This window comes from Microbulbifer agarilyticus (genome assembly GCF_001999945.1).
Lineage (GTDB): Bacteria > Pseudomonadota > Gammaproteobacteria > Pseudomonadales > Cellvibrionaceae > Microbulbifer > Microbulbifer agarilyticus_A.
The window spans coordinates 673,910-691,911 of record NZ_CP019650.1; the positions used below are offsets into that span (position 1 = coordinate 673,910).

At 53.4% G+C, this 18,002-nt stretch carries 14 protein-coding genes and 1 pseudogene; 10 read left to right on the forward strand and 5 right to left on the reverse strand.

What is annotated here, in order from left to right:
- Window positions 1-56: 56 nt before the first annotated feature.
- On the forward strand, window positions 57-266 hold the full coding sequence (locus Mag101_RS02790) for a hypothetical protein (RefSeq protein ID WP_077400496.1): 210 nt from the start codon (window positions 57-59) through the stop codon (window positions 264-266).
- Between the two features lie 10 nt (window positions 267-276).
- Here Mag101_RS02790 and Mag101_RS02795 read toward each other — a convergent pair whose 3' ends face one another.
- Window positions 277-1,233 carry a response regulator transcription factor gene (locus Mag101_RS02795; protein WP_077400499.1) on the reverse strand — a complete coding sequence of 319 codons (957 nt, stop codon included), beginning with the start codon at window positions 1,231-1,233 and terminating at the stop codon, window positions 277-279.
- Window positions 1,230-4,736, reverse strand: a complete 3,507-nt coding sequence (locus Mag101_RS02800) for an ATP-binding protein (RefSeq protein ID WP_198040067.1) — start codon at window positions 4,734-4,736, stop codon at window positions 1,230-1,232. Before Mag101_RS02800 ends, Mag101_RS02795 begins: the two co-directional genes overlap by 4 nt.
- Before the next feature lie 240 nt (window positions 4,737-4,976).
- Between Mag101_RS02800 and Mag101_RS02805 the strand changes: the two genes are divergently transcribed.
- Genes Mag101_RS02805 through urtE form a run of 6 tightly spaced genes read left to right on the forward strand, consistent with a single transcriptional unit; the run spans window position 4,977 to window position 11,845 of the window.
- On the forward strand, window positions 4,977-6,134 hold the full coding sequence (locus tag Mag101_RS02805; protein ID WP_077400502.1) for a hypothetical protein: 1,158 nt from the start codon (window positions 4,977-4,979) through the stop codon (window positions 6,132-6,134).
- A 40-nt stretch (window positions 6,135-6,174) separates the two neighbouring features.
- Entirely contained in the window at window positions 6,175-7,461 is a 1,287-nt protein-coding gene (gene urtA / locus Mag101_RS02810) for an urea ABC transporter substrate-binding protein (RefSeq protein ID WP_077400506.1), read from the forward strand.
- Between the two features lie 25 nt (window positions 7,462-7,486).
- A complete protein-coding gene (urtB, locus tag Mag101_RS02815; protein ID WP_077400509.1) occupies window positions 7,487-9,118 on the forward strand; it encodes an urea ABC transporter permease subunit UrtB in 1,632 nt (543 codons plus the stop codon).
- 47 nt (window positions 9,119-9,165) lie between these two features.
- Entirely contained in the window at window positions 9,166-10,311 is a 1,146-nt protein-coding gene (urtC, locus tag Mag101_RS02820; RefSeq protein WP_157520510.1) for an urea ABC transporter permease subunit UrtC, read from the forward strand.
- A 5-nt stretch (window positions 10,312-10,316) separates the two neighbouring features.
- The gene (gene urtD / locus Mag101_RS02825) at window positions 10,317-11,153 is read left to right on the forward strand and encodes an urea ABC transporter ATP-binding protein UrtD (RefSeq protein ID WP_418287761.1); all 837 of its coding nucleotides are present in this window, start codon (window positions 10,317-10,319) and stop codon (window positions 11,151-11,153) included.
- Window positions 11,150-11,845, forward strand: coding sequence for an urea ABC transporter ATP-binding subunit UrtE (urtE, locus tag Mag101_RS02830; protein ID WP_077400515.1), 696 nt, complete (start codon window positions 11,150-11,152; stop codon window positions 11,843-11,845). Before urtD ends, urtE begins: the two co-directional genes overlap by 4 nt.
- A 51-nt stretch (window positions 11,846-11,896) precedes the next feature.
- Here the strand turns inward: urtE and Mag101_RS02835 are convergent, their stop codons facing one another.
- Both Mag101_RS02835 and Mag101_RS02840 read right to left on the reverse strand, forming a co-directional pair.
- A complete protein-coding gene (locus Mag101_RS02835; RefSeq protein WP_198040068.1) occupies window positions 11,897-12,706 on the reverse strand; it encodes an MOSC domain-containing protein in 810 nt (269 codons plus the stop codon).
- 125 nt (window positions 12,707-12,831) lie between these two features.
- Entirely contained in the window at window positions 12,832-13,752 is a 921-nt protein-coding gene (locus tag Mag101_RS02840; RefSeq protein WP_198040191.1) for an autotransporter outer membrane beta-barrel domain-containing protein, read from the reverse strand.
- Window positions 13,753-13,786: 34 nt separating this feature from the next.
- Here Mag101_RS02840 and Mag101_RS02845 point away from each other — a divergent pair, with 34 nt between their 5' ends.
- A complete protein-coding gene (locus Mag101_RS02845; RefSeq protein ID WP_077400520.1) occupies window positions 13,787-14,731 on the forward strand; it encodes a hypothetical protein in 945 nt (314 codons plus the stop codon).
- On the opposite strand, the pseudogene Mag101_RS18275 reads toward Mag101_RS02845, so the two are convergent.
- Window positions 14,731-15,492, reverse strand: a pseudogene (locus Mag101_RS18275) (autotransporter outer membrane beta-barrel domain-containing protein); the annotation flags it as partial. The gene Mag101_RS02845 and the pseudogene Mag101_RS18275 sit on opposite strands and share 1 nt — an antisense overlap.
- 24 nt (window positions 15,493-15,516) lie before the next feature.
- Here Mag101_RS18275 and Mag101_RS18090 point away from each other — a divergent pair.
- Both Mag101_RS18090 and Mag101_RS02855 read left to right on the forward strand, forming a co-directional pair.
- Window positions 15,517-16,032 carry a hypothetical protein gene (locus tag Mag101_RS18090; RefSeq protein WP_232325110.1) on the forward strand — a complete coding sequence of 172 codons (516 nt, stop codon included), beginning with the start codon at window positions 15,517-15,519 and terminating at the stop codon, window positions 16,030-16,032.
- 267 nt (window positions 16,033-16,299) lie between these two features.
- A complete protein-coding gene (locus Mag101_RS02855; protein ID WP_232325191.1) occupies window positions 16,300-17,985 on the forward strand; it encodes a diguanylate cyclase in 1,686 nt (561 codons plus the stop codon).
- The last annotated feature ends 17 nt before the right edge of the window (window positions 17,986-18,002 follow it).

Genomic DNA, 18,002 nt, shown 5'->3' on the forward strand with positions numbered 1-18,002 from the left:
ATTGAGAAAGTAGTGATTAGTTAACGATTTGAGAAAACTGTTAGGAAGAAAGTCGTATGAAAATGCAGTTGATTTTAAAGTTAGTGGCGATATGGATAGCTATGTCCATAAGTCTTATTGTGCATGCTCACGAAGGGCATGCTCCATCTGGTGTGGTGCACGACCTGCATCATGCATTGTGGGTTGCGATGGCACTGGCAGTTAGCGCCGTAGCAGTGTTTTTGTTGAGAAAAAGTAGTAACAAGCAGGAAAAGTCAGAAGACTAACCGGCTGCGATTACGAGTCCGGATTCAAAGTGCGTATGGCAATGCCTGCCGCGGCGGTCCGGTTCTCAACACCCAATTTTGAAAATATGCCCTCCAGATGCTTGTTGACGGTACGCGGGCTCACCTCAAGGATCTCACCTATCTCCCGATTGGTTTTGCCATTGGCAATCCAAAACAGGACTTCTGACTCGCGCTTGGTAAGCGTGAGCTTTTCGCGCAGGATTTCTTCTCCTGCCGGTCCATCATCGTCCACTAGTTTTAGCAAGCAAGTCGTAGCATCCCGTCGCTCAAGAAATACTACTGACATTGTTTTTTTGAGTCCATCCAGCTTTAATTTGTTGCCAGCCGCGGGATCGCGTTGCAGCCAAATTTGCAGTGAGACGAGGAGCTTCTGTTTTGCGTCATCCTGCAGCGCTCCGGCACTATCCAATAGTGTGTAGGTTTGTGGTGTCGCCCACTGCATTTGTCCCGTCAAATCTACGGTAAACAAAAACTGCCCGGTGGAGTCCAGTGCCTGGTGCGCACTGGATGTCAGTCGCGCATTACTTAAATGCACTTTTATGCGGGCAATTAATTCAGTGGGCTGTATAGGTTTGGTCAGGTAATCCACTCCACCACTTTCCAGGCCGCGCACAATATCAGCAGAATCGGTGAGTCCGGTCATAAAAATAACCGGGATTGCCGCAAGAGTCGGATCGGCCTTGAGTCGACGGCAGGTCTCAAATCCGTCCAGTCCCGGCATGACGGCATCCAGTAGAATCATATCCGGCCGTAACCTCTGGGCAATATTCAATGCCTGGCTGCCATCTAGTGCCACCAAGGCATCGATTCCCGCTTGCTCAAGAGTGTCATTAATCAGGCTCAAGGTATCCGGAGAATCATCGACTACTAGTACGATATCCCCCGAGCGGCGCACAGGTCTTGTTGATTTTGCTGGCGAAGTCTCGACATCGTCGCAGGTGGTCATGGGTATTCCTCTGATGCGTGTGTCGTGGGTTCACGCGAATGGTTTGCAAGCGACTCGCTCAAACGTTCAAAGCGCATACTGTTCGCCAGTTCGCGGAACTCGTCCAGCTGCTGCTCGCTGACGATGCCTGCAGCGGCAACTTTGTCCAAGATTCGTTGCACGCCACTACGGTAGCCGATCCGTGTGTAGGCCAGTAGCTCGACCAGTAGGGGGTGCTTGGGGAGTATGTCCGTTTGTGTATCTTCTGGGCAGGATGTCTCGGACTCTGAACTAACGATGATGTCTGCAGGAGAATCCAAGTCAGAATCAAAACGCCATTCCAGCGCCAACAGCTCCGCCATGGTGTCATAGAGCTTTTGGTTGACCAGGGGTTTAACCAGATAGGCGTCGTGGTGGGATTTAGGAGAGTCACCCGGCTGTAGGTGATGCTCTTTTGCTTCCGCCGATAGCATGACAATTGGGCCATTAAACGCACGCTCACGCAAGGTCTTCGCCAGCGTTAGTCCATCCATACCGGGCATGCTTACGTCCAGCAAGAAGAGGTCGGGATTGCCCTGTTTAAGCTGAGCCAGGCAGTCTTCAGCGCTCCGGGCTTCACGAAGGATAAACCCAAGAGGCGAGAGCAATTCGCTAATTAGACCCCGATGTACCGGTTCATCGTCCACCACCATGATGGTTTGCCGCGGCCCTTGGTAACCGGTGAGCTGTTGTGTTGGGATTTCACGTGGTAGCTCTGCATCTACCCACGACAACAGTAATGAGACGGTGAAGCGACTCCCTCTACCCGGCGTGCTCTCCATCCGCAGTTCGCCGCCCATAATCTCCGCGAGTAAATAAGCAATAGTGAGGCCGAGACCCGTACCGGTTACCGAGGGACTGTCGCCATTACGCACTCGTTCGAAGGGTTTTAAAATGCGCGCTTGATGTTCGGGGTGAATACCGACTCCCGTGTCGGCAATCGTGAATTCAGCTACCTGATTGCGATAGCGGATATGGAAATCGACTTTGCCAATGCGTGTGTACTTGATTGCATTCGATAGCAAATTGATCAGGATCTGTCGCAGACGCTTCTCATCGGCGATGACTGTAGAGGGCAATGTACTGTGAATGTGACAGTGCAACTGAATTCCTTTGGCTTCAGCCTGCGGCCCAAACATGTCCACCATCTGTTCGATTAGTTCAGGTAAACGCACGCGATTGCGGTATATATCCAGGCGCCCGGCCTCGATTTTGGAGATATCCAGTAGCCCTTCAATAAGATCGGTCAGATATTCTCCACTGCGTTTAATAATTCGCAGCCCGTTACGGTGTTTGTCGGGGATATCGGTCTGCTGGTTGAGTAGCTGGGCATAGCCGAGAATCGACTGCAGTGGCGTGCGCAGCTCATGGCTGATACCGGACAGGTAGCGGCTTTTTGCACTGTTCGCGCTTTCCGCCTCTTCCTTGGCCAGTTGCAGGGCGCGGTCGGTTTCCTTGTGCGCTTCAATTTCGCTGATGAGCAAGCGGGTTTGTCGGTTGGATTCCAGCTGGGCCACGACGCGGCTGTCATGGGTGAGCAGGAACAGCCAACACAAGACACCGGCAATTAGCATCAGCACCACAAACAGTGTCCAGAACGTTTGTTGCAGTACATCGGCGGCCGCAGGCAGAGTGGGGGCTATTTGTCCGTATATCAGCGATAGCATCCCCGCGATACAGGAGCCTGCGCCGATCAGCAATACGGTAAAGCGCCCGAGCCGGGAGTCGATGCCGTCGGCGACCTGATCTGGCACCAGCATTTTGATCAGCGCAAGCAATTGCTGAGAGAAGTGTGCGTCGGGCTTGCACGCATCCATACAGCGGGAATCCAGCGAACAACAAAGTGAACAGATTGGTCCCTGATAAGCGGGGCAAGAGCTTACATCTGCCGGTTCGAAGTCATTCTGGCAGATACAACAGGTCTTGCTCGACTGGAATGTGCCGGAGTCGGCTTGGGAATCGTCATCTGGAATGTTGCGGCGCACCGCCAGGTAAAAATGCCCGCGGGTCACCACGCCGAGAAATGGCACCATCACAAAACAGATTGCCAAACTAATAAAGCTGGCAAAATTCTTTGCTCCTTCACCAAAGTGGCCGAGATAACACAGAATGCCGATGATAGACGCGAGCAACATCGAGCCCACGCCCACCGGGTTAAAGTCATATAGATGCGAGCGTTTAAACTCTACGTAAGATGGACTGATTCCTAGTGGCTTGTTGATCATCAAGTCTGCAGCCAGGCATCCTAGCCAGCTGATCGCGACGAGTGAAAAAATACCCAATACACCCTCCAACGCACCGTAGATACCCAGTTCCATCAGGATCAGCGCAATACTCACATTGAACACCAGCCAAACTACTCGCCCGGGATGGCTACGGGTCAGGCGTGAGAAAAAGTTCGACCAGGCGATGGAGCCGGCATAGGCGTTGGTCACATTAATCTTCATCTGCGAGACCACTACCATAATCCCGGCAAGAATCAGTGCCATGGTGGGAGATTGGGTGATGTAGTTGAAGACCATTTGGTACATGTACACCGGGTCCGCCGCTTGCAGACTGGAGGCACCGCGGGTGATTGCCAGGTAAGCGAGGAAGGAGCCGAAGAGCATCTTGATCACGCCGATCACAATCCACCCCGGCCCGGCAAGGGTGAGCCAGAACCACCAGCGCTTACGGTTCTCGCGGGTTTTTTCGGGCATAAATCGCAGGTAATCCACCTGTTCACCGATTTGCGCCACCATTGCGAAAAAGACCGCACTGGCTGCACCAAATAGCATCCAGTTGAATTCGGCGCCTTGCGGGTTGTGTTGCGGTGCGTAGCGTGTCCAGTCCTCAACTCGAGATAGTTCAAACCAGGCGGCGATAGCGAGGGCGAGGCACTGCAAAAATAGCCATACCGGTTGTGTGCCAATTTGGAATTTGCTGATCGTTTGAATGCCGTGGGTGACGATAGGGATTACCGCAACGGCACAGAGTATGTAACCGATGGCCGGTGGAATCCCCAGTAGTGCGTGTAACGCGGAGGTGAGGATGGCCGCTTCAATCGCAAAGAAGATAAACGTAAATGAGGCGTAGATCAGCGATGTGATGGTGGAGCCGAGATAGCCGAAGCCGGCACCACGGGTAAGCAAGTCAATATCGAGCCCGTGTTTGGCTGCGTAGTAACTAATGGGAAAGCCGGTAATAAAGATCACCGCGGCTACGGCAAGCATCGCCGTGACGGTATTGATAAAACCGTAATTTAGCGTCACCGCTGCCGCAATTGCTTCGAGAGCCAGGAACGCGGTGGCTCCCAGTGCGGTCTTTGCCACTTGTTCGATGGTAAAACGGCGCCCGCGCACCGCGGTAAAGCGCAGTGCGAAGTCTTCGAGTGTCTCGTCTCCCACCCACTTGTTGTAGGTCCGCCTTACGCGGAAAACCTGTTGTGCGGGGCGCATAGCCTGTTGTTCGTTGTCGTTATCGTTGCCCGTAACTACGTTAACCACCGGGATTTGCCTGTCACTGCCAGAATATTCCTGTTTTTCATGCAAGTTTCATGCAACAAGAATACCGAATCGATCCTTTTCTTACTTCTTTAGTTTATCCACCACGGATTACCTGAGAACCGTCAAATGACGTAGTCCTGTGCCCTTATTCGCGTATAGCGCCTCTGGTTCGCCAATCGAATAATCGATAGCAGCAAAAAATAACCAATCGAGACCACAACGACGACTAAGGGGATATCCATGGAAACACCGACAGAGAGTACGCGACTGAACCATCAACCGCGGTCTAAGAAATTACTCGGCCGCGCAAGCTGTGCGGCGGCCATCTTGGCGCTGAGCTCCGTGTCGCTTCCCGCACTGGCCAAACAGTATGAGTCTGAAGGGGGCCAGACCTTCAGTATCGGAGCAGGCTTCCGCTCGCAGTTCCAAACGGTAGAGGGTGACAGTGACTTCACCTTGCCGGATATTCGCGTGTATACCTCAGGCCAACTGAACGACACCGTCAAGTTCACCTTTAACCTGCAACAGCGTGACGGAGACACCGTCGATGTGCTGGATGCTATTGCCCAATTTGAATTCACTCCTGAATTCAATATCTGGGTTGGGCATATGCTGACGCCGGCCGACCGTATCGAAATGAGTGGGCCTTACTACGCACTCAGCTGGAATCAGTATCGCCAGCCTTTGTATGCCTCTGACCAAGGTGGTCAGGCAGGTCTCATCGGGCGTGATGAGGGTGTTACCTTCTGGGGTACTGCAGGAAAATTCCAGTATGCGGTGGGTACATTCGCAGGCGTGGATGGCTTCAGTAACGAAGATGATAATCCGCTGTACGCAGCGCGCTTCGCCTACAACTTCCTGAACATGGAATCCAACCCAGGCTACTACACCAGCTCTACCTACTATGGTGGCCTGGGCAATATCTTCACCCTTGCTCTTTCCATGCAAAGCCAGGAAGACGGTGTGGGTAGTGCATCTGAAGCTGGCGATTTCTCCGGTTGGACTATCGATATGTTGTCCGAAACCGTACTCGGCGGCGGTGGAGTGGTGACCGTAGAGGGCGAATACAAAAGCTTCGATGCAGATTACACCCTGGCCTCGATGCCGGCGGCCGATGATTGTTTCTGCCTATTCGACGGCGAGTCCGTTTTCGCTACTGCTGCCTACCTGTTTCCCAACGATGTGGGCCCCGGCAAATTCCAGCCTTACCTGAGACTGGTCGAGAACAGCCCGTCTGATGCCTCCAGCAGCAGTTCTACCGAACTGGGCCTTAACTATGTGGTGAACGGCCACAACACGCGCCTCAATCTCAGTTTCGTCTCCGGTGATGCCAATGCTTCTGGCTATGCGGGTGACGACGTCGACGTATTGAGCCTGGGTATGCAGGTCCAGCTGTAAGTCCTGATCAACGCTTCAAAATCAATAAAGGAATTTATTAATGAATGTAAAAAAAATGATCGCCAGTATCGCCCTGGCGGCGGGCACGAGCGTCATCAGTAGTGTGGCGCTGGCGGCAGAGACCATCAAAGTCGGAGTATTGCACTCCTTGTCCGGCACTATGGCCATCAGTGAGACCACGCTGAAGGACACCGTGTTGATGATGGTCGACGAGCAAAACCGTAAGGGTGGTCTACTCGGTAAAAAACTCGAAGCTGTGGTGGTAGACCCCGCGTCTGACTGGCCACTGTTCGCAGAGAAAGCACGCGAGCTGCTGACCAAAGAGGAAGTAGATGTAATTTTCGGTTGCTGGACATCTGTTTCCCGTAAATCCGTGCTGCCGGTGGTGGAAGAGCTGAACGGTCTTATGTTCTACCCGGTGCAGTATGAGGGTGAAGAGTCCTCCAAAAACGTGTTTTACACCGGCGCCTCACCCAATCAGCAGGCCATTCCCGCGGTGGATTACCTGATGTCTGATCTAGAAGTAGAGCGCTGGGTACTGGCCGGCACCGACTATGTCTATCCGCGTACCACTAACAAGATTTTGGAAGCCTACCTGAAGGCTGCAGGTGTTGCCGAAGAAGACATCATGATCAGCTACACCCCGTTCGGCCATTCTGACTGGCAGGGTATCGTTTCTGATATCAAAAAATTCGGCGGCGAGGGTAAGAAAACCGCTGTTGTTTCCACCATCAACGGTGACGCCAACGTGCCTTTCTACAAGGAGCTGGGTAACCAGGGTGTAAGCTCAGAGGACATTCCCGTAGTGGCCTTCTCTGTGGGTGAAGAAGAGCTCTCCGGTATTGATACTGGCCCGCTGGTTGGTCATCTCGCCGCCTGGAACTACTTCCAGGGTATCGATAGCGAAGCTAATGAGTATTTCGTGGAGCAGTGGAAGGCGTTTATCGGCGACGAGAAGCGCGTAACCAACGACCCGATGGAAGCGACCTATATCGGCTTCAATATGTGGGCCAAAGCGGTAGAGAAAGCGGGTACTACTGAAGTTGACGCGGTCGAGCAGGCGATGATCGGAATTGAGTTCCCGAATCTGACGGGTGGCATAGCGAAGATGAACAAGAATCATCACCTGTCGAAGCCAGTGTTTATCGGTGAGATCCAGGATGACGGCCAGTTCGAAGTAGTTTGGGAAACCGACGGTGTCGTTGCCGGTGATGCCTGGTCCGATTTCCTGCCTGGTTCCAAGGATCTGATTGCCGATTGGACAGCACCGATCAAGTGCGGCAACTACAACACCAAGTCCAAGGCATGTAGCGGTCAGGTTCAGTAAGTCGAACGGGATAGCGGAGAACGTAGTGAACGCATTACTACACAAGCTTTGGTCGGTTGCGATTGTACTGTTGTTGTTACCGACCGGCAGTCCGCTGGCACAGTCAGAGCCCGCAGGAATCTCTGCGGACTCTGTACTCCAGCAGTTGCCCGGGGCAAGTCTGAAAAAAACAGGCGAATTGATCGGGCAGCTGGAGCAAGCTGGGGGCGCAGAAATGCGGCCCCTTTTTGAGGTTATGCTGGCTGGTGAACTCTACTTTATTAAAGAGAGTAAACAGATTATTGCTATTACCAAAACAGAACGCCGTACGTACATGGGCCGTGATGTGTTTGGTGGGGCTACCCTTGGTGAGTTCACATCACGGGAAATTAAGAAGATTCGTGTTAATAACCGGCTTCGCAGTCAGTTGCGCGAGACCCTAGCGCGCATTGATCTACTGCATGGCAGAAAAATTGCGCAAAAGCAGGCCGTACTGGCGATGCTGGATGATCTGAATGAACAGAATATGCGGCTGCTGACAGTGGCGCAGCAAGGCGGTGTTGACGGTGAGGTGGCACGCCTGATCGATCTTGCCGCAGCGATGGTGCAGTTGCGCGATAGCCGTGTTTCCGAAGAGCGACTAGAGGCTATAGGCATCATGACTGGGCAGCTGGAGCCCGCGGTGCGTAACCAGTTACAGCGCTTGGTGAACGATGCGCAAGAACAGGACTTGGCCGTACGAGCTGCCGCACAAAAAGCGCTAGACAAAATATCCGAGCGTATAGAATTCTTTGGCCAGTTAGAGCAGCTATTCTTTGGCCTAAGCCTGGGGTCGGTACTGCTGTTGGCAGCCATTGGCCTCGCCATCACATTTGGCGTAATGGGTGTGATTAATATGGCCCATGGCGAAATGATCATGCTGGGGGCCTACACCACGTATGTTATCCAGCAGCTATTCCCAGGGGCCATTGCATACTCACTTTTGATTGCTGTACCTGCGGCGTTCCTGGTTTCCGGCAGTGTGGGAGTGCTGATCGAGCGAGGTGTTATTCGCCACTTACAGGGGCGCCCGTTAGAAACGCTCCTCGCTACTTTCGGTATCAGTCTGATACTGCAGCAGGCTGTGCGCAGTATCTTTTCGCCACTCAATATGCAGGTGGTCACGCCAAACTGGATGAGCGGCTCGCTGGTGATTAATCCAGTTTTTTCGGTTACCTATAACCGCTTGTATATATTGCTCTTTGCGCTGGCGATCTTTGCCGCCCTGGTCGTTGTACTGAAAAAGTCCTCGCTTGGCTTGAATGTACGTGCCGTATCGCAAAACCGCGATATGGCCAAGGCGATGGGTGTGCGCACCGAGATGGTAGATGCCATGACTTTTGGTCTTGGCTCCGGTATTGCCGGTGTGGCTGGGGTTGCCTTGTCACAGCTGACCAATGTTGGGCCAAACCTGGGCCAGTCTTACATTATTGATTCTTTTATGGTGGTGGTCTTCGGCGGGGTCGGGAACCTGTTGGGTACGCTGGTGGGAGGCTTTTCCCTTGGCGTAGCAAATAAATTCCTTGAGCCCTCCATGGGTGCGGTACTGGCGAATATTATTGTACTTGTTGGCTTGATCCTGTTTATCCAGAAGCGACCGAAAGGGTTGTTTCCACAGCGCGGGAGGGCAGCGGAATGAATGTGCTCAATAGCCTCGCGCAGGCGTCGTACCGTCTTTTGGCTGCAATGCGTCAACCGGGGCGCGGTACCTCCTGGTTGGTGGGGATACTACTGGTGGTGACGCTGGCAATGTCTGCAGCGAACCTCCTGTTGCCGGCCGACTCTCCCTTTTATGTGAGTACCTACACCATTACGTTGATGGGCAAATATCTCTGTTTCGCCATGTTGGCGATGGCGGTGGATATTGTCTGGGGCTACTGCGGAATACTGAGTCTTGGCCATGGGGCTTTTTTTGCGCTCGGCGGCTATGGCATGGGTATGTACCTGATGCGTCAAATCGGTGATCGCGGTGTGTATGGAAATCCGAATCTGCCAGACTTTATGGTATTTCTGAATTGGCAAGAACTCCCCTGGTATTGGTTCGGTATGGACCAGTTCTGGTTCGCCATATTTATGGCACTGCTGGTGCCTGGAACTCTGGCCTTTGTATTTGGTTGGTTGGCATTTCGCTCGCGGGTAACAGGTGTTTACCTTTCGATTATGACACAGGCACTGACCTACGCTCTCATGCTCGCATTTTTTCGCAATGAGATGGGGTTTGGCGGTAACAACGGACTGACAGACTTCAAAGATATTCTTGGTTTTGATCTGCAGGCAGATGCCACTCGTGTAGCCTTGCTTCTAGTTACAACTTTTTTTGTGGTAGTTACCTTCTTGGTGAGCCGTACAATCGTGCAGTCGCGTCTGGGGCGGGTGATCGTCGCGGTAAGGGATGCGGAGGCCCGTACACGTTTCCTCGGCTATCGTACCGAGCATTACAAGGTATGGCTGTTTGTGTACTCGGCATTGATTGCTGCAGTAGCCGGTATGCTTTATGTGCCGCAGGTCGGCATTATCAATCCGGGGGAGTTTTCCCCACTCAATTCCATTGAAGTGGTGGTGTGGGTAGCTGTTGGCGGCCGCGGTACATTGTACGGTGCCATTGTCGGCGCGTTACTGGTGAATTACGCAAAAACGCGTTTTACCGCACTTATGCCAGATGCCTGGTTATTCGCACTCGGCGCTTTGTTTGTCATCGTGACCGTTTACCTGCCGCGTGGTTTAGCTGGCTTGTTCGGGCGTGTAATTGAGCTGGTACATCGTCGACCAGGCAGAGGCAAAGAGCAAACAACCAGAGATGATGGATTATCAGTAGCGGAGGTGGGCGCGTGAATCCAATCAATCACTTTGCCGGACAAGCGCGTGAACTGATGCGCAGGGATACTACCTGGCCGTTTCTTGTGACGCGTCGGCGGCCAGTAGATGTATCAAAGAATATTATTCTGTACCTCGAAGAGTTGAATGTGAGCTTTGATGGGTTCAAGGCGCTCAATAATTTAAACCTCTATGTAAATGATGGTGAGTTGCGCTGCCTGATTGGAGCCAATGGCGCCGGCAAGACCACCCTGATGGATGTGATTACCGGTAAAACAGCCTGCGATAGCGGCAGCGCGTGGTTTGGGCAAAACATCGATTTGCTAGCGCACGACGAGGCAGAAATTGCCGGGCTCGGGATCGGGCGCAAGTTCCAAAAGCCCACGGTGTTCGAGGCACATACCGTATTCGATAACTTGGAGCTGTCGCTTAAGGGGTACAGGGGCGTCTGGCGGGCATTGACCGCGAGGCTCTCAGGCAGGGAGCGAGATCGCATTGAAGAAGTGCTATCGGTGATCGGTCTGGAGGATGCCCGCTACCAGCTGGCCGGCGCACTGTCCCACGGACAAAAGCAGTGGCTGGAAATCGGCATGCTGCTGGCCGCTGAGCCCAGGTTATTACTGGTGGATGAACCGGTTGCCGGTATGACCGCGGAGGAAACCGAGCGCACCGCAGAGCTACTGACGTCGTTAGCAGGTAAGCACACAGTTATAGTGGTGGAGCACGATATGGAGTTTGTGCGCAGCATTGCGCGAACTGTGACGGTATTGCACCAGGGGTCAGTGCTGGCAGAAGGCACCATGGATCAAGTGCAGAACAACCGAGATGTGATTGAGGTGTACCTGGGGGAAGACGCGTGATTCGTATTGAGAAATTGAATCAAAAATATGGTGGTACCCAGATTCTGTGGGACCTGGATCTGAATATCGAAAAAGGCTCCTGCACCTGCATTATGGGACGAAACGGTGCGGGCAAGACGACTCTGCTGAAATGTCTTATGGGATTGTTACCTGCGAGCAGTGGACAGATTCTTTTTGATGGAAAACCCATCCAGCAAGTGGCCGCGCAGCAGCGCGCCAAGATCGGTATCGGCTATGTGCCGCAAGGGCGGGATATCTTTCCCTTGCTCACTGTGGAGGAAAACTTGCAAATTGGGCTTCCTGCCCGCAGGGACGGGTTGAGGAAAATACCTGAGCGGGTATTTGAGCTGTTTCCGGTGCTTAAGGAAATGCTACAGCGGCGCGGAGGTGATTTATCCGGCGGACAACAGCAACAACTGGCCATTGCCCGCGCACTGGTGATTGACCCAAAGGTGCTGATTCTGGATGAGCCCAATGAGGGCATTCAGCCGAATATTGTGCGGCAAATCGGCGATGTGGTAACGCAGCTTAACCAGGAGGATGGTTTGACGGTAATTCTGGTGGAGCAGAAGCTGGGTTTTGCCCGCAGGGTAGGGCGGGAGTTCCGCTTGATGCAGAAAGGCGCGGTGATGGCGGCAGACAAAATGTCCAACCTGAATGACGAGTTAATTCGTCAGTACCTGGCCGTATAAGGCCGTTGTCGAACCTGCTGTACAGATAGATCGCTAAAGTGACTGTGGTAGTCAGCGTACTTCGACCTTGTCGCCTGTGCAAAGCACGGTGTGTAGTTTATCGGCCGATGCTGGCGCTAGATTCATGCCAAAATAAATTTGCCCATCTTCCCACCTTCGGTACTTTGCCAATGTTTTCAGAGGCTCTTTTTGCGCGCGACCGGTGAGCGGGTTTAGTCCGGGGATCGCACAGCGGGCGCAGGGGTGGGTGCAGTCGAATTCGATGGGGCCGTCAGCAGTGTGCACTATTAACGTTTTCCAGCGATCCTCTGCGAAAGGATCGCAATCGCTTACGACAAGGTTAGGGCGAAAACGGAGCATGGATACCGGCTCTTCGAGGCGGTTATTCAGATCGTCCAGCGATGCCTGACTGATGACCAGTAGCGGCGCGCCATCAGCGAAGCCGACCTGGCGGTCTGCGCGGGGCGCTTTCAGTGGACGGCGGAACTCTTCTCCCATTGCGACGAGGCGCACGCTGGTATGCAGTTGCTCGCTCAGCCATTGAGCCGCTCTATCGCCTGCGTCGCGGGCAGTAACATTGTCATGCCAAACGCGTACTTCTCTCAATTCGGCTTTGCTGTCAGGTTGTTGGACCTGCAGTGAATCACCCTGTGGATTTTCCAGAAGTACCCCACTGTCGATTGCGGTGGCCTTCAGCTGAGCCATATCGCGCAGTCGTCGCTGGGTTACAAATTGGTTTTCTTCATCCACCAGCATCCAGCGTCGATCGTCTATGGCGCCAAATTCGTCTAGCGGTAAAGTATTGCTTTTATGCCCCTGCAGGGATTTTACCGGGAAATGGTAAAGCTCAGAAATTTCCAACTGCGACTCCTGCAACGTATTTTTACTGGCAAGTTGCTAAGGATATCGATAACCAGGCCAATGCAAAAGCGCTCACCGCACATACATCATGGCAGCGAGCGCGGGCGCTATATCTATTGGTCGGCTTACCACTTCTTATGGAAGCCGATACGCGCCTCAAAGGCGTCTACCTCCCCGGAATCGATATCCGTTGTGTAGTCAATAATACCGAATAGACTGGTGGTGCCACTGAAGTCTGACGTGAGCCCGATACCGGTTTCCAACACCGTCTGGCCTCGTTCGACAAAAATGGGTGTCGTATTAAACCAGACCGCGTCTGAACCATTGTCTTCATACCAAACGTTTAATTTAAAGTAGGGCCGCCAGGTACTGTTGTTGCGTTTGATATCCGCAATAAATCGCCCACCGACCCGTGCGGTAAAGGCATCTACATCGTCGTAGGTTATCGACGAGAAAATGTCTCGGGTATTCCTGGTGCGCTGATGTTGCCAGATGATTTGTGCCTGGGGTTCGAGGTACCAGGTTCCGTCCAATGGTATGGGTACACCCGCCTCCACCGATGCGAGCAGTTCATCACCGTCGATGTCGGTGTTGATGTTCAGGTTGGAGCGCCCTTCACCGTCGAAGCCGGCGTACATAATGACGCTATCTACGTAGGCGCCTCCCGCCCAGTGGTGTGTCCAGTAGCCGCCAATGTTGTATTGGTCGAGGTCAATCTTGCCGGTGGCGACATTCTCTTCACCGAGCGCGAAGCCACGGGTATCTCCATGGGCACCGCCTGTGCCGAGCATTATCCCGAAAATATCTTTTTGACCGTTCGCATGAGTTTGTCCGTAAAGCGGTAAGCCTACCTGCAGCCCCCAGAGAGTACCGTCAAAGTCGGGGTTCACCAGCCCCCCGAAGGATTGCTGCATGCTGTTGCCAAAGGCGCGCACCCATACGCCACTCAGGCCGTTGTTGCGCTTGGACCACGCCTGTTCGCCTTCCCTTTCGTGGAAAGTACCGAGGGATTCCCGCCCCAAAGCACGGCTGACGGATGGGAGCACGATATCAACCCCGACCTCGGGACGAATCAGGGGGATGTTGCCCCCACTGGAGCTACTGCTAGATGAGGAGCTGCTTGAGCTCGAAGAGCTGCTGCCACTGGAGCTGGAAGAACCTGACGAGCTGGAAGAGCTACTACCGCTAGATGTAGAAGAGCCTGACGAGCTGGATGAGCTACTGCCGCTGGATGTGGATGAACCCGATGAGCTGGAAGAGCTCGATGAACTGGAAGAGCTCGATGAACTGGAAGAGCTCGATGAACTGGAGGAGCTCGATGAACTGGAGGAGCTCGACGAACTGGAGGAGCTCGACGAACTTGAAGAGCTCGATGAACTGGAGGAGCTCGAAGAACTGGAGGAGCTCGACGAACTGGAGGAGCTCGACGAACTTGAAGAGCTCGACGAACTTGAAGAGCTCGATGAACTCGATGAACTGGAGGAGCTCGATGAGCTGGAGGAGCTCGATGAACTTGAAGAGCTCGACGAACTGGAGGAACTCGATGAACTTGAAGAGCTCGACGAACTGGACGAACTGGACGAACTGGAGGAACTCGATGAACTTGAAGAGCTCGATGAACTTGAAGAGCTCGACGAACTGGAGGAACTCGATGAACTTGAAGAGCTCGACGAACTGGAGGAGCTCGATGAACTAGAGGAGCTCGATGAACTTGAAGAACTCGATGAACTTGAAGAACTCGATGAACTAGAGGAGCTCGACGAACTTGAAGAACTCGATGAACTTGAAGAACTCGACGAACTGGAGGAACTCGATGAACTTGAAGAACTTGAAGAACTTGAAGAACTCGATGAGCTAGAGGAGCTCGACGAACTTGAAGAACTCGACGAACTGGAGGAACTCGATGAACTTGAGGAACTCGATGAACTTGAGGAGCTGGAAGAGCTTGACGGTAAACTCGAACGCAAATACCAGTTGTCTTCCGTGCCCGGTGAGACTCCACCTCGGAACAGGAAATATTCGTAGGGGCCCGCAGCGACTCGATTCGCCCGTGTTAAGGCATTCCGTGCACTCGTGCCAATGACGACTTCTTTGACCAGAATACCGTCACCAGTGGTGAGCGCGCCGGGACCATTTGTATTGTTGACAAACAGCCTGGTTCTGCCGGTGGCATTTCCAGTAGTACGAAGATAGTCAGACGGTGAACCATCGCTACCAAGGAAGGTGTCCAGTGATATGCTGCCGCTTATGCCGATGTAATTGCCCGTTAACGTAAGAACGTCAGTGGGGCTATTGTTTCCGGTAAAGTCAATTAAACCAGAGTTGGTAAGTGTCGCGACATTACCGGCGACTGCGGGACTAATATTCCGACTCCCGCGGTTGACGAAAAGGGTCGAGCTCCCGTCGATAAACAGTCTGCCCGTTAACGTACCCGAGTCCCCAAGTGTTAAGTCACTATTCATGGTGAGCTCGGAGCCGGTCAATAGGCGGATGTCTTCCCAATTGAGCAGTCGGTCTGGGCGGGTTCCGACGGTACCCTCCCAATCTAGTTGGTCTGTACCGAAACCTCCGCTGAATCGATTGGCCATTAAATTGTTGTCGGTCAAGCCAATAAAGCGCGCAACATCATTGCCATCCTCCATATCTAGCGTACGAATAATACCGCCACTCCAGGTCAGCATGTCATTGCCGCTGCCAGCCAGAAAGTTGGATAGTTCGCCGTCGAGCACCGTCGCCTGATCGCGCCCGCTTTCCTGATCAACGGTGTTGGTAAAGCCGCCCTCCATTAGAAATATGTCGTCTCCGGAGCCTTGCTCCACCACGCTATTGATACGTGCGCCGTTGCGGTTGATCACCGTGTCATCCCCGCTGCCCAGAGAGACCGACTGCCCCTGGATAATACCGCCGTTATCGACCAGGGTTTCCACGTTGCCGTTGATGCGTATTCCGCCATTAATGGTGGCGTTTGGGTCGTTGAAAATGTTCAGGTTGCCGGTGCCGCTGGCCTCGATACCCTGGTTGACGGTTGCCCGGTTGGTGAAATCCGCCAGTCCATTGTTGATGAATTCGACGCTACTGAGGATGCCCTGATTATCGATAATCAGGTTGTCGATTTGCCGGGCCTCCAATGGACCGTTGAATGTGGCTCCGGAGAGGATATTGATAGTGAGCTCGTTGAGCTGCCGGACAGAAAAGTCGCTGGTAGCGCCGGTACAAACCACGGTGTCACCGGAGTTTGGAGAATCGGGTTGGCAGTCTGCGGATGCCTTTATCGGAAGCAGGCTTGCAATGATCCCCACGGCGAGCGATGCAAGGCAGAGATATAGTCGGGAAGCGGCGCGACGATTTTCTACAAAATCCATAGTATTCCAGGCGTCCGTTTTACTTATTTTTCCGCCATTCCGTTGTGTGTTCTGCATGCGGCGGTTCCGCAAACACATTATTTGAGTCGAGAATGGGGACTGTGGCAGTCTAGTTGAGGGCGGTGGCTTGGCCTGGTATGCAGGAGGATTGTGGTAACATCGTGCGTCATAAAAATATGGGAAAGTTGGGGGCGCGGCGCGATGGTCATCGCCAGGTGGATTTGGGTGTTGATGCTGGTTTGCTTGTCTCAGGGCGCCTGGGCAGCACCCCTCGTGGTGGAGCAGGGGCTAGCCCCGCAAAGTCTCAATTCACACCTGCGTATTTTGCGGGATGAAAGTGGCAGTCTCGGCATCCAGGACATCCTCAGCGCAGAAAGCCACGCATGGATGAGGTTAGCGGAGGGGGATGAGGCTAACTTCGGATTCACCTCGGCGGCCTATTGGGTAGCAGTGAGCTTGCGCAACCCGACCTCGGAGCCGGTCGAACTGGTGATTCGGCAGGACTACCCGCTTATTGACCTTTTGGATTTCTGGCAGCCCGGCGGCGACGGCGGCTGGCAGCACATTGCCACCGGTGATCTTCGTCCTTTTCATTCACGCCCATTGAACCTGCGGGACTTTGTTTTCCCGGTCACGCTGGCGCCACACTCTGCACAAACGTTTTACCTCCGATATCAGACTTCTGGGTCTATGAATGTCGGATTAAGCGCTAGCAGTAAGACATCATTTCTTCCGAAGTTGGCCTATGAGCAAGTTTTACTTGGTGTCTACTACGGTGGCTTTCTTGTATTGGTGATTTACAACCTGTTCCTGTTCCTGGCAGTGCGGGATAAGGCTTACGCGTATTACATGGGCTACGCGGTCTGCTATGGGCTTTATTTTGGTGTCCACAATGGTGTTTCCTTTCAGTATTTGTGGCCGGGTAACCCGTGGCTTGCGAATCAGAGCCTGGTGTTTTTGCTCGGGCTAACCCTGATCTTCGGCACTCAGTTCGTTCGTACTATCTGCTCTGGCGAGCGGTTTGCTCCGCGCACCGACCACGTTGCGCGATGGCTTATGTACCTACTGATTCCGTTAACCGCAATCTCACCGTTTGTCAGCTATGGCCCGATGGTGTTGAGCCTGGCGGTGCTGACCCTGGTGCTCACTATTCTCTTTATGGTGATGGGTATTATCAGTGTCCTGCGTGGCTCGATTCCTTCGCGCTATTTTCTCGTTGGGTGGTCCGCACTGCTGGTCTGTGTGGTTATCTACATGCTGAAAACGTTCGGTTTGGTTCCACACAACGGCTTTACCCACAACGCCTTCCAGGTCGGTGCATTGATCGAGATGGTGTTGTTGTCGCTCGCGCTCGGTGCCAGGGTCGGGGAGATCCAGCGTCATGGCTATACGGACCAGTTAACGGGCCTTTTCAATCGTCGCTATTTTGACGAGCAGTTACCCCGGGAGTTTGATCTCGCTGCGCGCAACGGGACGCCCTTGTCCCTATTGATCCTCGATCTTGACCATTTCAAGGAGGTAAACGATCGTCTGGGCCACGCTCGTGGGGACGCTGCCTTGTGTGCGGTGGGGCAGTTAGTGAAGCGACAGGTTCGCAAGCCGGTACTGGCGTGTCGCTATGGAGGAGAGGAATTCGCTATTTTACTGCCCAGAACAGGGCACAAAGAGGCACTGGTAGTGGCTGAGCGACTGGTGCGATTGGTGGCGAAGCAGGAGTTGGATGATATTTCCCTCACCGTTAGTATTGGCCTGGCTACCTCCGAGCAGGAGAACTATGCGTCTTCAGTTCAGTTGTTTGAAGAGGCAGATATTGCGCTCTACGGGGCAAAGCAGGCTGGCCGCAACCGGGTAGCGTGTGCGCCATATCAGGATATTCCCGGCGAAACTAAAAGCGAGGCGATTGGCACCTTGCAGTAATCCTGCAGGTGAGTCCG

Bases quoted from the DNA above. Each gene is read 5' to 3' on its own strand.
- Mag101_RS02790 (WP_077400496.1), top strand. From the start codon at position 57: ATGAAAATGCAGTTGATTTTAAAGTTAGTGGCGATATGGATAGCTATG.
- Mag101_RS02795 (WP_077400499.1), bottom strand. From the start codon at position 1,233: ATGACCACCTGCGACGATGTCGAGACTTCGCCAGCAAAATCAACAAGA.
- Mag101_RS02805 (WP_077400502.1), top strand. From the start codon at position 4,977: ATGGAAACACCGACAGAGAGTACGCGACTGAACCATCAACCGCGGTCT.
- urtA (WP_077400506.1), top strand. From the start codon at position 6,175: ATGAATGTAAAAAAAATGATCGCCAGTATCGCCCTGGCGGCGGGCACG.
- urtC (WP_157520510.1), top strand. From the start codon at position 9,166: ATGCGTCAACCGGGGCGCGGTACCTCCTGGTTGGTGGGGATACTACTG.
- Mag101_RS02845 (WP_077400520.1), top strand. From the start codon at position 13,787: ATGTTGCCCCCACTGGAGCTACTGCTAGATGAGGAGCTGCTTGAGCTC.
- Mag101_RS02855 (WP_232325191.1), top strand. From the start codon at position 16,300: ATGCTGGTTTGCTTGTCTCAGGGCGCCTGGGCAGCACCCCTCGTGGTG.